Origin of the sequence: Chryseobacterium sp. D764 (genome assembly GCF_019317325.1) — a bacterium.
In the GTDB taxonomy this organism is placed as follows: domain Bacteria; phylum Bacteroidota; class Bacteroidia; order Flavobacteriales; family Weeksellaceae; genus Chryseobacterium.
In genome coordinates, this window is record NZ_CP079219.1 from 4,037,917 (window position 1) to 4,056,765 (window position 18,849).

15 protein-coding genes are annotated in these 18,849 nt (G+C 36.4%); 2 read left to right on the forward strand and 13 right to left on the reverse strand.

Annotated features, from left to right (window positions below):
- Nucleotides 1–16: 16 nt before the first annotated feature.
- Both KYG33_RS18390 and KYG33_RS18395 read left to right on the forward strand, forming a co-directional pair.
- The gene (locus tag KYG33_RS18390; protein WP_047382145.1) at nt 17–1,198 is read left to right on the forward strand and encodes a Pycsar system effector family protein; all 1,182 of its coding nucleotides are present in this window, start codon (nt 17–19) and stop codon (nt 1,196–1,198) included.
- 52 nt (nt 1,199–1,250) lie between these two features.
- Complete coding sequence (locus tag KYG33_RS18395) at nt 1,251–2,141, forward strand: bestrophin family protein (RefSeq protein WP_257468837.1); 891 nt, start codon at nt 1,251–1,253, stop codon at nt 2,139–2,141.
- 7 nt (nt 2,142–2,148) lie between these two features.
- Here KYG33_RS18395 and KYG33_RS18400 read toward each other — a convergent pair whose 3' ends face one another.
- From KYG33_RS18400 to KYG33_RS18460, 13 genes are all read right to left on the reverse strand, one after another.
- On the reverse strand, nt 2,149–4,461 hold the full coding sequence (locus KYG33_RS18400) for a GAF domain-containing protein (RefSeq protein ID WP_219072189.1): 2,313 nt from the start codon (nt 4,459–4,461) through the stop codon (nt 2,149–2,151).
- Nucleotides 4,462–4,674: 213 nt separating this feature from the next.
- Nucleotides 4,675–7,140 carry a TonB-dependent receptor plug domain-containing protein gene (locus tag KYG33_RS18405; RefSeq protein WP_219072190.1) on the reverse strand — a complete coding sequence of 822 codons (2,466 nt, stop codon included), beginning with the start codon at nt 7,138–7,140 and terminating at the stop codon, nt 4,675–4,677.
- 479 nt (nt 7,141–7,619) lie between these two features.
- Nucleotides 7,620–8,135, reverse strand: coding sequence for a S41 family peptidase (locus tag KYG33_RS18410; protein WP_232539054.1), 516 nt, complete (start codon nt 8,133–8,135; stop codon nt 7,620–7,622).
- Between the two features lie 143 nt (nt 8,136–8,278).
- Entirely contained in the window at nt 8,279–8,695 is a 417-nt protein-coding gene (locus tag KYG33_RS18415; protein WP_139348466.1) for a hypothetical protein, read from the reverse strand.
- A 475-nt stretch (nt 8,696–9,170) separates the two neighbouring features.
- On the reverse strand, nt 9,171–10,550 hold the full coding sequence (locus KYG33_RS18420) for an NADH-quinone oxidoreductase subunit N (protein ID WP_077413858.1): 1,380 nt from the start codon (nt 10,548–10,550) through the stop codon (nt 9,171–9,173).
- Between the two features lie 152 nt (nt 10,551–10,702).
- Entirely contained in the window at nt 10,703–12,196 is a 1,494-nt protein-coding gene (locus KYG33_RS18425) for a NuoM family protein (RefSeq protein ID WP_180565151.1), read from the reverse strand.
- A 2-nt stretch (nt 12,197–12,198) separates the two neighbouring features.
- Nucleotides 12,199–14,112 (reverse strand): NADH-quinone oxidoreductase subunit L, encoded by a 1,914-nt coding sequence (gene nuoL / locus KYG33_RS18430; protein ID WP_219072191.1) that lies wholly within the window; start codon nt 14,110–14,112, stop codon nt 12,199–12,201.
- A 2-nt stretch (nt 14,113–14,114) separates the two neighbouring features.
- Nucleotides 14,115–14,444, reverse strand: coding sequence for an NADH-quinone oxidoreductase subunit NuoK (nuoK, locus tag KYG33_RS18435; RefSeq protein ID WP_002983557.1), 330 nt, complete (start codon nt 14,442–14,444; stop codon nt 14,115–14,117).
- Between the two features lie 4 nt (nt 14,445–14,448).
- Nucleotides 14,449–14,946, reverse strand: coding sequence for an NADH-quinone oxidoreductase subunit J (locus KYG33_RS18440; RefSeq protein WP_047377753.1), 498 nt, complete (start codon nt 14,944–14,946; stop codon nt 14,449–14,451).
- The gene (locus KYG33_RS18445) at nt 14,946–15,503 is read right to left on the reverse strand and encodes a NuoI/complex I 23 kDa subunit family protein (RefSeq protein ID WP_040996950.1); all 558 of its coding nucleotides are present in this window, start codon (nt 15,501–15,503) and stop codon (nt 14,946–14,948) included. The genes KYG33_RS18440 and KYG33_RS18445 overlap by 1 nt, the downstream gene beginning before the upstream one ends.
- A gap of 152 nt (nt 15,504–15,655) precedes the next feature.
- Entirely contained in the window at nt 15,656–16,720 is a 1,065-nt protein-coding gene (nuoH, locus tag KYG33_RS18450; RefSeq protein ID WP_219072192.1) for an NADH-quinone oxidoreductase subunit NuoH, read from the reverse strand.
- 176 nt (nt 16,721–16,896) lie between these two features.
- A complete protein-coding gene (locus tag KYG33_RS18455; RefSeq protein WP_047382170.1) occupies nt 16,897–17,895 on the reverse strand; it encodes a 2Fe-2S iron-sulfur cluster-binding protein in 999 nt (332 codons plus the stop codon).
- 41 nt (nt 17,896–17,936) lie between these two features.
- Nucleotides 17,937–18,848 carry a hypothetical protein gene (locus KYG33_RS18460; RefSeq protein ID WP_219072193.1) on the reverse strand — a complete coding sequence of 304 codons (912 nt, stop codon included), beginning with the start codon at nt 18,846–18,848 and terminating at the stop codon, nt 17,937–17,939.
- Between the last annotated feature and the right edge of the window lies 1 nt (nt 18,849).

Below are 18,849 nucleotides of genomic sequence, written 5' to 3' on the forward strand. Positions count from 1 at the left end.
TAACAAAATTTCAGGAATGAGCATTCTACAAAAAGCTAAAAATTATGTTGAAATCTTATTCAAAGATAAGTTATCTTCAGTATATTTTTATCATAATTTTATCCATACTGCCTATACGGTCAATAAGGCTGAGGAAATCATGAAAAATACTCCTGTCTCTCAAGAGGATCAGGAGAAAGTACTCGTAGCATTATGGTTTCATGATACCGGGTATATAGAATGTGCACTGAACCATGAAGAAAGGAGTGTGGAGGTAATGAAAGCTTTTTTACAGGAGGAAAATTATCCAGAAAATTATATCGCGGATGTTGAAAAACTGATTCTGGCTACGAAAATACATTATGAACCTCAGAATTTACTGGAAAAAATTGTAAAAGATGCGGATTTCAGTCATTTTGCAGGTCATGATTATAACGATATTTCTGATGCTTTGAGAAAAGAATGGGAGCTGACGAATGTAAGATGTTTCTCTAATGAAGAATGGAATGCCGGAAATCTGGATATGCTGAAAAATAAGCATACTTTTTATACAGATTATGCAAAAGAAAACTGGGAACCTCTAAAAAAGAAGAACATTAAAAAGATCGAAAAGAAGCTGGAAAAAGAAGAAGAGAAGAAAGAGGAAAAAAAGGAGAAGGAAAATTCAGAAGGTAAAAAGGATAAAGAAAAATCTGACAGAAGTGTAGATACGTTGTTCAGAGTAACGCTTAACAACCATACAAGACTGAGTGATATTGCAGACAGCAAAGCCAATATCCTTTTATCTGTAAATGCCGTGATTATTTCGGTTTGTCTTTCTGTACTGGTTCCCAAGCTGGATACCCCAAAGAATGCCCATCTGATCCTTCCGAGTTTCATTTTGTTGCTATCTAGTGTGCTAACGATTGTTTTTGCGATATTATCTACCAAACCTAATGTTACCAAAACAACCTTCACTGCTAACGATATTATCAATAGAAAAGTAAATCTGCTTTTCTTTGGAAATTTTCACCAAATGCAATTTGATGATTACCACAATGCCATGAAAGATTTGATCAAAGACAGAGATTATATTTATGATTCTATGGTAAAAGACCTGTATTATCTTGGAAAGGTTCTTGATCGGAAATATAAGCTTTTATCTATCACTTATAAGGTCTTTATGGCGGGGATTATTATTTCTGTTCTGTCTTTTGGAGTAGCATTTCTTAGTCTTTAATTAAACAACAAATACACAAATGATAGTAAGACAGCGTACAAATTGGCTGAAAATGTTATTTATATGGAGAGGCTCTGTATTAAAGAAAATTGTTGTTCAGCTAAGCATTATCACGCTGTTTTCTCTGGCTATCTATATTTTCAAAGGAAGAATCTTTGATTATAAAGTACATCTGAATCCTACGATTTTTACATTGATAGGGCTGGCTCTTGCTATATTTATGGGGTTCTGTAATTCTGCGAGCTATGATCGTTTCTGGGAAGGGCGGAAGCTTTGGGGACTTCTTGTTATTGAAACCAGATCTTTGACGAGACAGATTTTATCGTTATTGAACGACTCTTCTCCCGAAGCTAAAGAAGAAAAAGAGAAAATCATTAAGCTTATCTCCGCATTTTCCTGGTCGCTGAATTTTCAACTGAGAGATAAATCCGGAACAGAACATCTTGAAAGGCTTCTTTCTCCTGAGCAACTGGAAGAGGTGAAGGATAAAAAATTTATTCCAAGTATTATTCTGGGATTTATTGCAGACTGGCTGAACGAACAGAATAAAAAAGGAAATATTGATACCATTGTAATGACTGCCATGGATCATCAGTTGAATCAGTTTTCTAATATTTCCGGTGGTTGTGAGAGAATTTACAATACTCCGTTACCCTTTGCTTACAGTGTTCTTCTGCATCGTACTGTATATCTGTACTGCTTCTGGCTTCCTTTCGGACTGGTAGATTCCCTGGGGTGGATGATGCCTATGATTGTTCTGTTAATCAGTTATACCTTTATTGCTCTTGATGCCATTATTCAGGAGATTGGTGAGCCTTTTGGTGAGGAAGAAAATGACCTTGCGCTGAACAGTATCTGCCGTACGATTGAATTTTCTATTTTTGAACAGGCGGGAATTCCTCAAGGTGAATTGAAGAAGCCGGATACTTACTTTATAGATTAAATAACTTCTATTCCTGTGGAAGTGTAAAAGAAACTCTCAGTGCCAGCAATCCTGTAATTCCCTGAAGATCTTCAACCCTTAAGAATTCTATATCATTTTGTAGTACTCCTTTCTTCTGGAGTTTGGAAATGTAGTCGAGGTATTCTTTCTGATTTTCCATTCCGAAATAGACGATGGTGATCTTTCCAGGAGCGGTGATGCGTTCTGAAGAATCTTTCACATGGGCTTTATCCAAGCGTTTTTTGATAATTTCGTAATAGGAATTGTAAGCTCCGTCTACATCAAAACGTTTTTCATCCATTCTGAAACGGATGTCTATTTTTTCATTATAGACAAAGATCAGTGAGGCGATATCCAGCTGTACGGGAAGATATTTTTTGAATGAGTGAAATTCAAGTTCCATTTTACAGATAGTTTTCAGCTGCCAGTATCTCAGTTTGTGAACAACTTTTGAAGTATAATGAAGCTCAGGTGCGATGGTGGTGCCAATGTAAAGGTTATGCTCTACACCATCAGACTTAAATCTTTCATAGTAGTGTGGGAAAATTTCCTGTGCTTTTATCTGAGTTTCGTCCAGCATATCTGCCAGTTTTCGGTTCACCAGAGTGATAGAATCATCCAGATTTTTTCTGTGGTGATAAAAAAGGTCAGTTGGCGTAAAGATGTGTGAAAAATAGTCTTTGATCTTCGCCTTTATTTCCCTTGAGGTTCTTATTTCCAGCTTCCCTTGTAAAAAAGGATGAATTTCTTCCCTTAATAATCGTTGAAAGCGTTGTTCTGTATCAGCTTTGATCTCATTGTTGAGTTCATTTTCAAATACATCCAGTGCCAGCAAAAATTTTTCTGAATCGGAATTGGTGAGTATAAAAATCTCATTCAACCATTCAATCTGCTGATTAAGATCCTGAAGCATCAGGTTATAACGCTTTTCCGAAGAAGAACGGATATCCGAAACACCAAACAGCGGAGTAAGGTTTTTGAAAGCAATCTGCTTTAAGGTATATATTTTCTTACCGAGCGATGCGGTGAAATATTTTTCGGCTTCATTTCTGAATTTCCACACCACACTGTCGTGGATGGTTGTATATTCACGCTGGATAATAGCTTCTATCTGATAGTTTTTCTCAAAGTAGAATCTGTTCAGAGAGAAAAGAACCATATCAGTGAAAAACTCCAGTTTTTTAAGTTTTAAACCATTAAAACTTCCGGCAATAGGAGAGGTAAACTCCATAATCGCAAGGAGTTCACCGTCTTTCATGATAGGAATTACCATGAAACTGTTGACATTATTGTCCTTTAAAATACTGAAGGAAGGGAGTTGTTTTACACTTTCCTCCAGGTTGTTTACATTGGAAACAACTACAGGCTTTGAATTATGATTTAAATTATTAAACGTACTCTTACGGGTATCTTCATCAAAAGCATTAATCCAGAAATCCAGAATATGATTTGTAAGAAGACTCTCATAAATTGGGAGTTTATCCAGTTTCTGTTCTTTTTTATTAAAAGTCATCAGCCCGAAACTCAATTCCGAAACATCAAAATAGGATTTGAAAATTTCAGTCAGATTTTCATTAGGATTCAAATTTTCAGGATCAATCTCTATCATGCTTGATTTCAGATCAGAAAGTGCCACTTCCGAGGTACAGTCTACTAATGAAATGATAGTGAAACCTTTTAATATCCATGATTCTGAAGGGAAATACTTTTTCCACAACTTAAAATCATCCAGGTTTTCCAAAAGCATATCCAGCACATCATCAGATGGGATTTTAGCATCTTCTGTGGGGATAATTTCGGTAAAATCTGAATTTACCGTAATCTTATAATGTTTCATGATTCCCTGTTTATTGGGAATATCATAATAGAACGGAATAGTGCTTTTAATATCTTTTTTGAAGTAGCTCTGAAGAATCAGGCAGCAGCAGAATACATAGAACTCATTGTCTGTAATGTTTCTGAGCTCTATTTCAAAGTCTTGTCCGGCATCTCTAAGAATATCTTTAAACCTTTCGGTATAATTGAATGTGATATTGGAAAGAGGAATACTCGCTGCTTTTATTTCATTTCTGGTAAGACCTGTTGGGAAAAGATCTGCAAGAAGCAGTCTGATGAGGTCTTCATGCTGTTCGAGAAAAGCGGTGTCCTGAAAACCTTCTCTAAGCTCTTTATAATTTCTGGTGCTCTCGATCAATGATTTTGCATAGTTGACTCTATACTCTAATCTGTCATTATACCGGATATGTTCCAGAACATCCAAATATTTTTTGAATGATATATAAACCTGAAAAGGAGAGTCTTTTTTATAGAGATTAGCCAAGAGCTGAAATTTAAAGTAAAGTTATGAAAAAAACACTATTTACAAATGTGTTTTGAATGGGTATAAATGATGATTCCCTTCTTTTTTGTTTAGGTTTCTGTAAATGTTTTTATTTTGAGTCATTTAGAAAGCGCAGATAGATGTTTTTTTAGAATTTGAAAAAAGTTGTCCTAATTATTCAGGACAACTTTAGTATTTAAAAATATATGAATGTTAGAATTTAATATTATATCCCATTATAAACTGTGTTCCAAAAATGCTGAAATGCTGGGCATCATAGCTGGACTGCTGATATCTTCCGTTGAAGGTAACGGTATTATAAACTTCATCATACGCTGTATTTGCCGGTAGATTCCGCAGTTCCCATTTAGGCAGAACATTAAAGACATTCAGAATACCGAAGTTAATGGTATTTTTGCTGTTGATATTGTAGTTGATGGTAATATCCGTAGTAATTCTTGGTCTGAATCCCAGATAGGATTGTGATTCGGCATTAGGATCATTCCAGGCCAGATTAGCTCCCGGCATACCGCTGTTCGCATAAGTAGCTTTTCCAAACAAAGTATTGTTGAGTGATATATTCCATTTTTGAATGGTATAATCTATACCGAGAACAGCTTTTAAAGCTGGTCTGGAAGTGGTGGCTAATGCTTCCTCGGTTCTGTTAAAAGGAGCAGAAAGGTTAAGCCCGTTCAGCTTGTCTGAATTCTCCGTTATTTTAGAATGATTCATATTCAGGGCAAGATTAAAGGCAAGTTTGCCTTTGGCCAGATCTATATTTCTATAATTGGCGACAAGGTCCAGACCTATAGTTCTTGTGTCTACACCATTGATGAAAAAACTTGCGGCGTTCACATTGGTAATTCCTATATTGTTTAAAGGATCTAAAATTGTAGTTTTATCACTCATTCTGGAGCTTAGTAAGATTCTGTCATACACATTGATCAGATATCCGTCGATGGTAATAGAAAAATTTTTATTGGGCTGGATTCCCAGTCCTAAGGTAAAATTAAGGGATTTTTCAGCATCTAAATTGGGGATTCCTACTGCTTTAGCTTCTTTACCTACATTATTAAACAGACCCTCTGTAACGATATTACCGTTAGCAAAAACATTCTGAATAGTAGAAAGATATACCTGTTGAAGAGTAGGAGCGCGGAACCCTGTAGAAACAGATCCTCTGGCGATCAGTTTTTTTCCCATGATGTTTTGTCTTGCACTGAGTTTCCAAACCACTGAGTTTCCAAAATCGCTGTAATTTTCAAAACGTGCAGTGGCATTAAATGTTGTGGCCTCGGAAATATCAAAGGCTGCATCTGCATAGACGCCAATATTATACCTTGAAAAAATTCCGGAATTTTCTGGTGATGATCCCGGAAAAGAAATGGATCCTGTTTGATAATAAGAAGCAGGATCTCCAGTGTAGATTTCATATTCCTCTTTTCTTGCTTCAGAACCGAATGCCAATGCAATATGTTCTGATAATCTTTTGGAAACATCAATATTCCCGATAATATTATTAAATCTGAAACCACCGGGCCTAAAATTAATAGGACTGGATGCTCCTAATGCTGCATTAAAGGTATTTCCTACTGTATATAAAATTTTATTTCCCCCAAAAGTTGCGCTCAGGTCTATATTCCATTCGCTTTCTGTTTTGGTTTTGTATCCCAGTGTGGCTCCGTAATCGGTAAGGTCTCCAATAAATGTAGGCGTAAAGCCGTCGGGTGAATTCAGAACATTGGCGGGATTTACCCAATAAGGTGTTCTGTGATTGGCAAAACTGCTTACCTTTTTGGTGGCAAATGAAGCATTTGCATACAGGCTGGAGCGGTCAGATACCGGTATGGAAGTATTTATCAAAAAACTTATGCTGTTCTTTTTGGGGTATGCATTTTTATTTTGAGCGTCAGGATATTTGGCTAAATAAGCATCCACATCACTTTGACTGGCTCCAAATGTTTGTGCATCCCAGTAAGCATTTACCTTTCCGTTTCTGTAGGCATAATCATTATTCTGGAGATTGGTGGAAAATGTAAGAAAGCCTCCGTTCTTAAATGTAGAGCCAGTGATCAAATTAAAATTTTGAGAAAAGCCGTCTCCTTTTGAGTACAGCCCCAGATTTGCACTGGCTTCTGTAAAGTTTATTTTATCTTTTAATATGATATTGATAACTCCGGCAATTGCGTCAGAACCATATTGGGCAGAAGCTCCGTCTCTCAGGATTTCTATTTTTTTGATGGCAATAGACGGAATAGATGATAAATCAGCTCCCGTTTCTCCTTTTCCAATTGTATTCTGAGTGAAGATGAGAGAAGACTGATTCTTTCTTTTTCCATTAATCAAAACTAATGTTCTTGATGATCCCATATTCCTGATTTCAAAAGGATCCAGCAATGAAGTAGCATCCTGCACTGCGGCGCTGGTAGAATTAAAGGATGGAATCCTGTACTGTAGTGCTTGTCCTACAGAACTATGGCCGGACGATTGAATGATAGCTGCATCTATATTATCAATAGGTAGAGGAGTGGAGATACTCGATCTTGGAGTAGTTCTGGTGCCAACCATCACTACTTCGTCCAGCTTTTTCGCGGTTACTGAATCTTTTTCCTGTGCTTGTGCCAAGCCTATTGAGCATAATAGAAATGCGGCAGCGGCATTGTTGTTGATCTTCATCATTTCAAGTTTTTTAATTGTATTTTGTTGTAAATTCAAAACAAATGTATTGATTGTAGTATTGTTTTTTATGTTTTATTTTAACTTTTTTTAATACAATATTTTTATTGAAATTTAATAATTGTTATTTTATTTTAAATATAAATGAAATAAAAATATATAATTGATAATTTTATATTTTTAGTATTCATTGCTTAATTTTTTTTATAATGCATAGCATAGTAATTTTTTGAAATATATTGAAATAGTTAATGTATTGGATAGTTAAAATGCATGTTTTGCATACAATAAAGATATAGGTACCAAATAAATAAAACCTTCCAGAGTCAGCTGGAAGGTTTTATATTGATTCCTTATAATATTGTTTACAATCCGAACATATTCGCAAAGAAATCAGGGAAGATTTCCAGAATGATAATCAAAGCAATGACAACTACTGTAATGACGTCGTAAGTAAGGGTTACCTCTTCTCATAATTTATATTACCTATTAATAAACGTTATAGCTTTTTGAATAAGAGGATCATCTCCTTTACGGATCGACTGTAAGGTTGGTTTGACCTGAATATCAATAGAAATACCTGTTCTCTGGGTACCTTTTCCATTCGGGTAATATATTCCCAATCCACTTATGGCGGTCATTATTCCGCCTGGAAGAGGTATCTCACAAAGATCTCCGTCTGTGCCGGCTGTTTGTGAACCAATTACAGCAGATTTGAGAGCTGTTCGTAAAACCAACGTAAGAAATTCTGATGCACTTTGTATGGTTTCATCCACTAAAATAGCTATTTTACCTTTGTAATAATTGCTGTTTGCTTTTCCAATTTTTGCGTTTCCGCTCATCTCAAATTTTCCCAGATGCTGCAATGATGTTGCTGTAAATTTTGCAAATTCTTTGGAGGTAGGAAAAAAATAATCAGAAATTATGGAGGTTGAAAATTCTTTAGGATAGCATCGGAGATCAATGATAATTCCTTTTTTATTCATAAATTTTTTCATGACCGTCTGGATCTCATCTTTCGTGATAACAGCAGGATAAATATAACCGATATTCTGATCAAATTCTTTATAAATAGGAAGTTCATCCTTGGTATGGACTAGCTTTGGAATATAGTTTTTTAAAACACTGTCCCAATTCTTTCCTATGATGTCTTTGTAGGGGAAAAAGTAATTGATACTTCTGAACTGTGATACTTCAGATATCCCCAGTTTTTTCCAAGCTGATACAGATTATTGATTTGTTGGTTATTGAGACTGTCTATTCTGAACTGAGAATCCAGAAAGAATTCATCAGGTGATTGGGAGAGATTCTGGGAGGATAAGTCTCCAACATTTTTTCCATCTATATAAAGTTTAAAACTGTCAAACCAGACTTTTCCTTTCCCTTTAAGGAATCCTCCAATTATAATTTTATCTGTGTCTTTAGGAATTACAACGTTGATTGTATATTTTTTCCAATCTGCTGCCCCTTGAATGTTTTCTGTTTTTACGTTTTTAGATTCAAGTTGAATTTCCTGTTGATCTTCAAAAGTTATAAACAAGCCTGCAGAGTTTTCCACATTTTCTGTTTTGATATAGCCTGCCAGCGTTACTTCTTTTCCTCGGTAGCTGTTGACAAGAATGTATGCGATTCCTCCTGTACGTTCTGTCGTGTCAGATTGAACGCTTACAGATTTTTCCCTGAATGAGATAGGATTGATTCTATTTTTACCTTGTTGTTTCCCCTGCTGAACCAGCCGTCGGGTAACGGATTATTTCCTGTTCTTGATTCAAATCCGAAATTATAATCTTTACTATTTTGAGAGTAACCGCTGATTGATAATAGCGCAAAAAATATGATGCAAAAAATGTTTTTCATATTCAATTAAAAGAGGGAGGATAAATTTGACAGAGGTAAAAGTTAAAAGTATGCGGAGTTTCCTGGTTTTGTTTTTTCAAATATAAGCTTTTGTTTTTATCCGGATATGACCACTGTTTTATAATAAAAAAGCACAACTGAATAGCTGTGCTTTTTTATATTGTATAATTCAGATTTTATAATCCGAACATTCTTGCAAATAGATCCGGGAAAACCCCAAGGATAATAATTAAAACAATTATTATTACTGCAATGATATTGTAAGTAAGTGTTACTTTTTCTGATGATTTGAATGTAGATTCTTTAAAGAAGAACATTGCGATGATCAGCCTTAAATAGTAAGCAATAGACAAGGCAGAACCCAATACCGCTACCAATACTAAGAAAGCTGCACCGTTCATAGCCTGGGAGAATAAAGCAAATTTACCCATAAACCCAGCTGTTAACGGAACCCCTGCCATTGAAAGCATAGAGATTGCTGCTGCTGTTGCTAATAAAGGTTCTGTTTTCGCCAATCCTTTAAATGCTCCGAAAGAAGTTTCTCTTTTTAATTTCTCTACCCAGATCAGACACATGAAAACTCCTACTGTAGATAAAGAATAAGCAAATAAATAGAATGCTAAGTTATAAGTAGAAAGGCTTGTCATTCCGAAGAATACCAATCCGATATATCCTGCATGAGATACTGAAGAGTATGCCAGCATTCTTTTTGCATTTGTCTGAGCAAGACCCATAACGTTTGCTAAAAGTAATGTAATGATTAAGAATACTCCTAAAACGTTGATCCACTCATGAGTCACTCCAGTGAAACCAAGCGTCATCAATCTGAATAGGGCAAAGAATCCTGAGATTTTTACCACACTCGCCATGAAAGCTGTGATCAGTGAAGGAGAGCCTGCATATACATCAGGACTCCACATGTGGAAAGGTGCTAAAGCTACCTTGAATGCCAATGCACAAAGAATAAGTAATACTCCTAGGATAAACATTACATTCCCTGAATTAGCTACTCCAAAATCATGAATCTTGTACAGATCAAAACTTCCTGCACTTCCATAGATGAACGCAATCCCGAACAGTAAGAAACCTGTTGCAAATGCACCCATAAGGAAATATTTAATAGAAGCTTCATTGGATCTAAGATCAGTTTTGTTAGCTCCAGCCATTACATATAATGGAATAGAAAGGATCTCAATTCCTAAGAACATCGTTACCAGGTTCTGGTATCCGAAAAGGATGATCCCTCCACATAATGCAAATAGCATCAATGCATATAATTCTGACTGGTGGCTTCTATGGTTGCTGAACGCAAAACCTCCCAGAAAGAATAATAATAATGTTGTTACGATTGATATTTTAGTGAATAATGCGGTATTGCCACTGTACTCATACATATGCTTGTAATGGTCGAAGAACGAACATTCCGGCATAAAACTTACGTACAATGCGATGATTAATCCCAAAATCCCAATGTATCTTGCGAATTTTCCTTGTTCAAAAACTCCTGAAAATAACGCAATAACTGCCGTTAGGAAAACAATAATTAAAACACTCATAATATAGATTTGAGGTGCGAGATCTGAAGTTTAAAGTTTAAGGTTTTGAGTTTAAAGTTCCGGGTTCAAAAGTTCCCATCCCTAATCTCTTCGTCTTTTATCTTTATGCTCTCTAATCTCTTAATTTTTTAATTTTTAAATCTTTTAATTTTTTAGTTAGCCATCGCCATGTAGATAAACTTCACTGAACTACTCACCATGTCGATTACCGGTTGTGGGAAAATACCTAGTAAGATCACAAAAACCGCTAAACTTGCCAATACAGAAAATTCTACTCCTGACAAATCTTTTGCTGTACTTAAAACGGCTTCATCTCCTTCTCCAAACATTGCTTTTCCGTAGAATCTCAATAAATACACCGCACAAAGAATTACCGTAAGACCAGCAATTACTGCTGCTGTCCCATTAAAATCATAAACAGATTTCAACAAAATAAATTCTCCAATGAATCCATTAGTTAATGGAACTCCCATTGAACCTAATATAATGATCAAGAACAATACAGCAAACTTAGGCGCTACTTTAGCTAAACCACCCATTTGTCTGATGTCTCTTGATTTAAATCTCTTGTATAAAATATCACAACAGTAGAATAATCCTACCACGTTGATACCGTGAGCGAAAGTCTGTACCAATGCTCCTTCAGTTCCTTCTACATTGAAAGTTCCTCTTAGCGTAACTACTGCAGAAGCGAAGATCCCTGCCACCATCAATCCTACGTGAGAGAAAGATGAATACGCAATGATTCTCTTCATGTCCGTCTGGATAATGGCAATCAATGCTCCGTGAACAATACCTACAATTGCAAGAATGATCACAATCTGCCCTGAAATTCCTGCTATCGGAAGCGGAGTGATTGGAAGTAAATAACGCAATACACCATATACTGCCATTTTAAGCATGATCCCTGATAACAACATTGATCCTTGAGTAGGAGAGTAGGTATAGGTATCAGGCTGCCATGTATGGAAAGGGAATACCGGTAATTTCACTGCAAATGCAAAGAAAATAAACCAGAATACCACAGTCTGTTGTACTTCGTTCAGTTGTGCATTGTATAGATCTGTTAAAGCGAATGATGCTGAGTGGTTGTACACATAGATCAATCCGGCTAACATAAATAATGATCCAACGAATGTATATACGAAGAATTTCGTAGTGAATTCGAACCTCTTATTCTCTTGTCCCCAAAGTCCGGCAATGAACCAAATTGGAATCAAAGTTACTTCCCAGAAAATGTAGAACAGCAATCCGTCTAAAGAAGTGAACACTCCTACAAGCCCGAACTGCATCAGCAGAATCAATCCGTAGAATGTATTTCTGTAGTTTACATTTTCGTTGAAAGATGATAAAATAATAATTGGAGCCAGAATATTGGTCAATAATAAAAGAAGCATACTCATCCCATCGATACCGAAGTGAAGAGAACTCTTCATAAATTGTGACCAAGGATAATTGATCTCATGCTGCAATACACTATCTACCGTCGGAGTAAAATCGAAATCCGAAAGTATATAAAATGTAAGAAGCATTTGTACCAATGCAATTCCCAGTGCCAAATATTTGCTGGAATTACTCTTCCACGCAAAAACTAATCCCGAACCTACTAGAGGTAATAGTAATAATGTTAATAATAAACAAGACATTATTATTGTAATAAAAAGTTAACAATTAATATAATTCCCACAGCTAAAGACATGATAAGAATATACGTCTCTACATTTCCGTTTTGAACACGCTTCATAGCTTTTCCGCTGTCTTCAGCACCATCACCTACAAAGTTTACAAAACGGTCTAAGATACCCTTATCAAACATCTTTCCTCCGCGTCCTAATCCTTCAACAGTTTTTACAATCAATGCGTTGTAAAGTTCGTCAACGTATAATTTTTTAGCAGAAAGCTTTTCCCATCCGGTATAGCTTTCTTCTGCAACAGCCATTTTTTTCTTCTTCACGTAGGTGTTTCTAACGATAAACCATACAGAGAAGAACATAAGGATTGTTGCTGCTAATAAGATCATTTCAGTATTGAAATCTACTCCTGAAAGAGTAGCTTTCATCTGGCTGTAGCTTTGTTCCGTAAGAACTGGCTTTAACCATTCCATCAGTTTGGCATAATGTCCGTGACCGATGAAGTGTGGCAGATTGATGAAACCTCCGATTACAGAAAGAATAGCCAATACGATCAATGGTAATGTCATATTTGACGGGCTTTCATGTAAGTGGTGTTTCTGCTCTTCAGTACCTCTGAACTCTCCGTGGAATGTCAAATAATACAGTCTGAACATATAGGTTGCAGTCATTGCCGCTAATGCAAATAATATTACCCAGTAAACAGGGTTTTTAGCGAAAGCTGCGACTAAAATTTCGTCTTTAGAGATCATCCCTGATAGTAAAGGGAAACCTGAGATGGCTAATGTTCCGATAAGGAATGTAGCGTGGGTAAGAGGAATATATTTTTTAAGACCTCCCATGAAACGCATATCCTGTTCGTTGCTCATTGCATGGATTACAGAACCTGCACCCAGGAATAATAAAGCCTTAAAGAATGCGTGTGTCATTACGTGGAACATCGCTGTTGTATACGCTCCTAGACCTAAAGCAATGAACATAAATCCAAGCTGTGAAACGGTAGAGTAAGCTAATACTTTTTTGATGTCGTTCTGACGAAGTGCATAGAATCCTGCCAAAGCAGCCGTTAAGAATCCGATGAATAAAATTCCTCCCTGTACTGTAGGTGCCAAAGTAAATAAGAAGTTTGATCTTACTACCAAATAGATCCCTGCCGTTACCATCGTTGCCGCGTGGATCAACGCTGATACAGGAGTAGGCCCGGCCATCGCATCCGGTAACCATGTATATAATGGAACCTGAGCAGATTTACCGGTAGCACCGATAAATAAACTCGCTGTGATAAAGATAATCACTGTTCCGTCCAATTCAAATTTTGAAGCGTTTTCTGCTACAGAAAGATAATCTACAGCATTGGTCTGAGAAGCAATCATGAAAATACCGATCAATAACGCAAGGTCACCAATTCTGTTCATAATGAAAGCTTTTCTTGCTGCTTTACCGTATTCTTCGTTAGTGTACCAGAATCCGATCAACAGGTAAGAACAAAGACCTACACCTTCCCATCCGATGAATAAGATAAGGTAGTTGCTTCCCATTACCAAAAGTAACATGGAAAAGATGAAAAGGTTCAGATAAGTAAAGAACTTATAGAATCCTTTGTCATGACTCATATATCCGATAGAGTATAAGTGGATCAGTGAACCGATACCCGTAATGATCATCACCATCATTAAAGAAAGCTGATCAATCTGGAATCCAAAATTGATTTGAACTCCATTGACTCTAAACCATTCAAAAGCTTTTACGATTACAGGCTGGCTTTCAGAATTGAAATTCATAAAAAGACTTACAGCGATACAGAATGATCCGAAAACCATTGCCGTAGCCAAAGATCCAACCAATATTTTTGGAAGATTTTTCCCGAATAAACCGTTAATAAGAAACCCTAAAAGTGGTAAAAGTACTATTGCATATACTAGATTCTCCATTCTTATCCTCTTAATTTATTAAATATACTCACATCTACAGAACGGGTATTTCTATACAGCATAGCAATAATTGCCAGACCTACTGCTACTTCAGCAGCAGCCACAACCATAATGAAGAAAACTAAAAGCTGTCCGTCGCCGTTGCCTTTATACGCTGAAAAAGCTGCCAATAAAAGGTTTACAGAATTCAGCATAAGCTCTACACAGCCCAGAATCACAATAGCATTTTTTCTAAGCAATACTCCCATTACTCCCAAACAGAACAATACTGATGAAAGAATGATGAAGTAGTCCAAAGGGATGCTTTGTATAAATGTATTTACTTCTCCCATAATTTTATAAATCTTTTTTACCGATTAATACCGCGCCTACAATACCTGCCAAAATTAGGATGGAAGCAAGCTCAAACGGTAAAACATATTCATTAAACAAAAGTCTACCCAGATTTTTTGTAAGACCAATACCTCTGTCTACATTTTCAACAACAATGTGTTTGTCCTGTACACCTCTGAAAACTCCTAGTACACCTACTAAAAGAAGACCTGCTGTAAAAACTCCAACAAACTTTAAAGTATTGTTCTTCTTACTTTCGTCTCCTTTATTAAGATTAAGCATCATCAGGATGTAAAGGAAAAGTACCATGATGGCACCTGCGTACACTATAATCTGGATAATTGCCAGGAACTGTGCATTTAAAAGAATGTACATTCCTGCAATTGAAAACATTGTAACAATCAATGACAAAATAGCATAGAGAGGATTTCTTGCAAATACAAAATAAACTGCACTTGCCACTGCTAAAAACGCCACCAAGAAAAATAAAAACTGATCCATTATTTTACCGCATTTTTTTGTTTCTCGGATTGTCTTGTCGTGATATCAATCCTTTCATTTATTTTTTCAACTAGTTTATCTTTTCCGTAAATGAAAGAACCTCTGTTCGTTTCCACATCTACTAGTCTATCAGTAAGATAGATGGCAGATTTAGGACAGGCTTCTTCACACATTCCGCAGAAAATACATCTTAGCATATTAATTTCATATACTGAAGCGTACTTTTCTTCTCTGTAAAGACCTTTTTCCTCTTTTGTTCTTTCAGCAGCAGTCATCGTAATGGCTTCTGCAGGACAAGCTACCGCACAAAGTCCGCAAGCTGTACATCTTTCTCTGCCTTCTTCGTCTCTTTTCAGAACGTGCTGGCCTCTCCAGATGGTTGTTCTTGGCTTCTGTACTTCCGGATACGAATATACTGCGGGAGCACCCTTTATCACGGTTCTTACAGCATGCTTAAATGTAATCCCCATCCCAGTAAAGATAGCAGGAAGGTAGATTTTTTCAGCAAGGGTCATTTCTTTATTGGAAACAACTTTTGATCTGTTTGTAAGTTTCATTTAATTATAGATATTAGATGTTAGACACCAGATTTTAGACTAATCTTGTCTGTTATCTTAATTATTTAATATTGATGATTGAATATGATAGGCTAAAGATAAAGCTTTGATTTCATAATCAAATTTTCAAATCAGCTCATTTTCAAATTTTCTTAGTTTGCAAATGCTAAAATTACAGCTCCTGTAATTAATAGGTTTACCAATGCCATCGGGATTAATGTTTTCCATCCCAAGTGCATTAACTGGTCGTATCTGAATCTTGGAAGTGTCCATCTGATCCACATGAAGATCAGAATTCCGATTACAGTCTTCGTTAAGAATGCTACGATACTTAAGATTCCTGCAGTGTTCTCACCCCAGTTCTGAGTTACCCATTCAATACCAGGATAGTTGTAACCTCCGAAGAAAAGAACTACCATGAAAGCGTTAGAGATAAACATGTTCACATATTCCCCGAACATATATAAACCTAATTTCATGGAAGAGTATTCTGTAGAGTATCCTGTTACCAATTCAGATTCACACTCAGGTAAATCGAATGGGTGTCTGTTGGTTTCAGCCAATGCTGCTACAAAGAAAACAAGGAAAGCGATCGGCTGGTAGAAAATATTCCAGTTCAACCCGGAAACCCAAGGAATTATACCCCATAATTTCCCAGTAGTCTGGCTTTCTGTGATTTCTTTTAAGTCTAAACTTCCTGTCATCATAATGATAGAAAGAAGTGCTAATCCCATTGCCAATTCGTAAGAAATCATCTGAGAAGAAGCACGGATAGCACCTAGTAATGAATATTTGTTGTTTGAAGCCCAACCTCCGATCATAATTCCGTAAACCCCAATTGAAGCCATTCCGATGATGAAAAGTACACCAACATCAATGTTAGCTACCTGAAGATCAAAAGAAGTACCTGCAATATTTAAACTTTTACCCCAAGGAATAACAGCTCCTGTAATCAATGAAATAAACATTACCAAAGCAGGTCCTAATACGAAAAGGAATCTTTCTGCATTGGCCGGCGTAAAGTCTTCTTTGAAGAAAAACTTTCCACCATCAGCAAGAGGCTGCAGTAATCCGAAAGGTCCGGCTCTGTTGGGACCAATTCTATCCTGCATGATAGAGGCTACTTTTCTTTCTGCCCAGGTAGAGTAGGCTGCAATCGTCAGTGATAGCAGGAAAAGTGCTAGTACAAGTATAAGTTTAAATGTAAGTAAATCCATTTTTTATTTTAAATGTTTGAAGATGGGAGCTGGAAGCTGGAAGTTTATCACCTCGCGGCATCAACTCTTCATCACATTACCAAATTTTTTTATATTTTTTAAAACGATTGAAGTTAAAAGTGGATTGTAGGTTTATTATTAAAACTTCCAACTTCCGGCTTCTAGATCCAACTATTTTATTTTTCGTCTTTTTCACTGATTTCTTTAGCCATAGGATTGTCTAAAACTCTTAGCTCATCCTTAGGTTTTTCGTAGTGGTTCAATGAAATTACAGAGTGTCTGTCGATATGTCTAGGACCTTCGATGTTCCAGTCTGATAATGCTTTTCTTTCGAAACGGCATGTATCACAGATGAATTCTTCCACTTCACCCCATTGGTCTTTTCTTGCAGTTACTCTTACGATTTCGTCACCTTTCATCCATACTACAGCTTTTCCTGAACACTTATCACATTTACAAGAAGCGTTCATTGGTTTTGTAAACCATACTCTGCTTGCAAAACGAGCTGTTCTGTCTGTTAATGCTCCTACCGGACAAACGTCGATAACATTTCCGATGAAGTCATTGTCTAAAGCTTTATTTAAATAGGTTGAAATTTCAGCGTGATCTCCTCTGAAAAGAATACCGTGTTCTCTTGTTTCTGTAAGCTGGTTTGCTGTCAATACACATCTTGCACAAAGAATACAACGGTTCATATTCAATTTGATGTTCGGTCCAAGATCATCAGCTTCGTAAGTATTTCTTTCAAATTCTGTTCTTGTACTGTCTACACCATGCTCATATCCTAAGTCCTGAAGATGACATTCTCCTGCCTGATCACAGATAGGGCAGTCCAGCGGGTGGTTTACCAATAAGAACTCGGTAACCGCTTTTCTTCCCTCCTGAGCTTTCTCAGAAGTAAGGTTTTTTACTTCCATCCCATCCATTACATTCGTTCTGCAGCTTGCTACCAATTTCGGCATAGGACGAGGATCTGCTTCAGACCCTTTAGAAACTTCTACAAGACATGTTCTACATCTCCCTCCACTGGTCTCTAGCTTGCTGTAGTAGCACATAGCGGGAGGTACAGATTTTCCACCGATTTGTCTTGCTGCTTCCAGAATGGAAGTACCAGGCATCACTTCAGTAGTCTGTCCGTCTATAGTTATTTTGAATTTTTTAACTTCTTCGCTCATATGATATGCTTTAAGCTTTATGCGTTAAGCAATAGGCTTTGTTATTTATATTTCTTAGTATTAAATGTATATCCAATTCCTCCTAGAACCTGTCCGAAAACAAAGTCCTGGCGTGCTTTATCAGGTTTGTTATTCAATGTAGTTTTAATATCCCACATATTAATATAACCTGCTTTTCCTTCTAGTCTCAGCATCCAGTTTTTCCAGAAAACTAAGTTAAGACTGGATCTGATATCGGTTCCCATACCTGCAACGTGAAAACGGTCACTTCTTTCATTTCCAAAAAGTTTTACATTACTTTTCGGAAACATAAATCCGATTCCAGCTCCATAAGACCATACTAAATCTATATTCTTCTTATGAACAAGGTTTTTGTATTTCTCAAGACCTAAGTTTTCATAATTAAGTCCATCTGTATGTTCGAAAGTAAGGAACTTCTCATCTGCAAGATTTACCTGTCCGTTTTGAACCATTGCTGCATATTCAGGATCTGAAATATGTCCTTTGAAGCCCACAGCCTGGTTTTGGTCCATTACATATTTCATATGGTCTATCCCAAGTACCAGCGCTAAATTGTCTTTAATAAAATATCCTATTCTGAAATTATACTGTGTTACAGTAAACCAGCTTGGATCAAAATAGACAATTCCAAATTTTGTAGGTCTGTCTTGTGCCCTTACATTATTCAGTTGAAAATCGTATCCGTTTCCGGTAAAATGAATATCAGAATTGCTATAAGCCGCTCTGTTCCATCCATAAAATACGAAAACCTGACCTTTTTTGCTTAATGGTAATGGCTTTTCTTTTTTTTCAGCTTTAATTTGCTGTTTCTCACTCGCTACATATGACAAATCCTCTTCAACGGATCTGTTATAACTTGCAGTATCTGTTTTCTTATTCTGTGCAAATACAAAATTCGACATCATTAAGCCGACAACCAATAATTTTTTCATT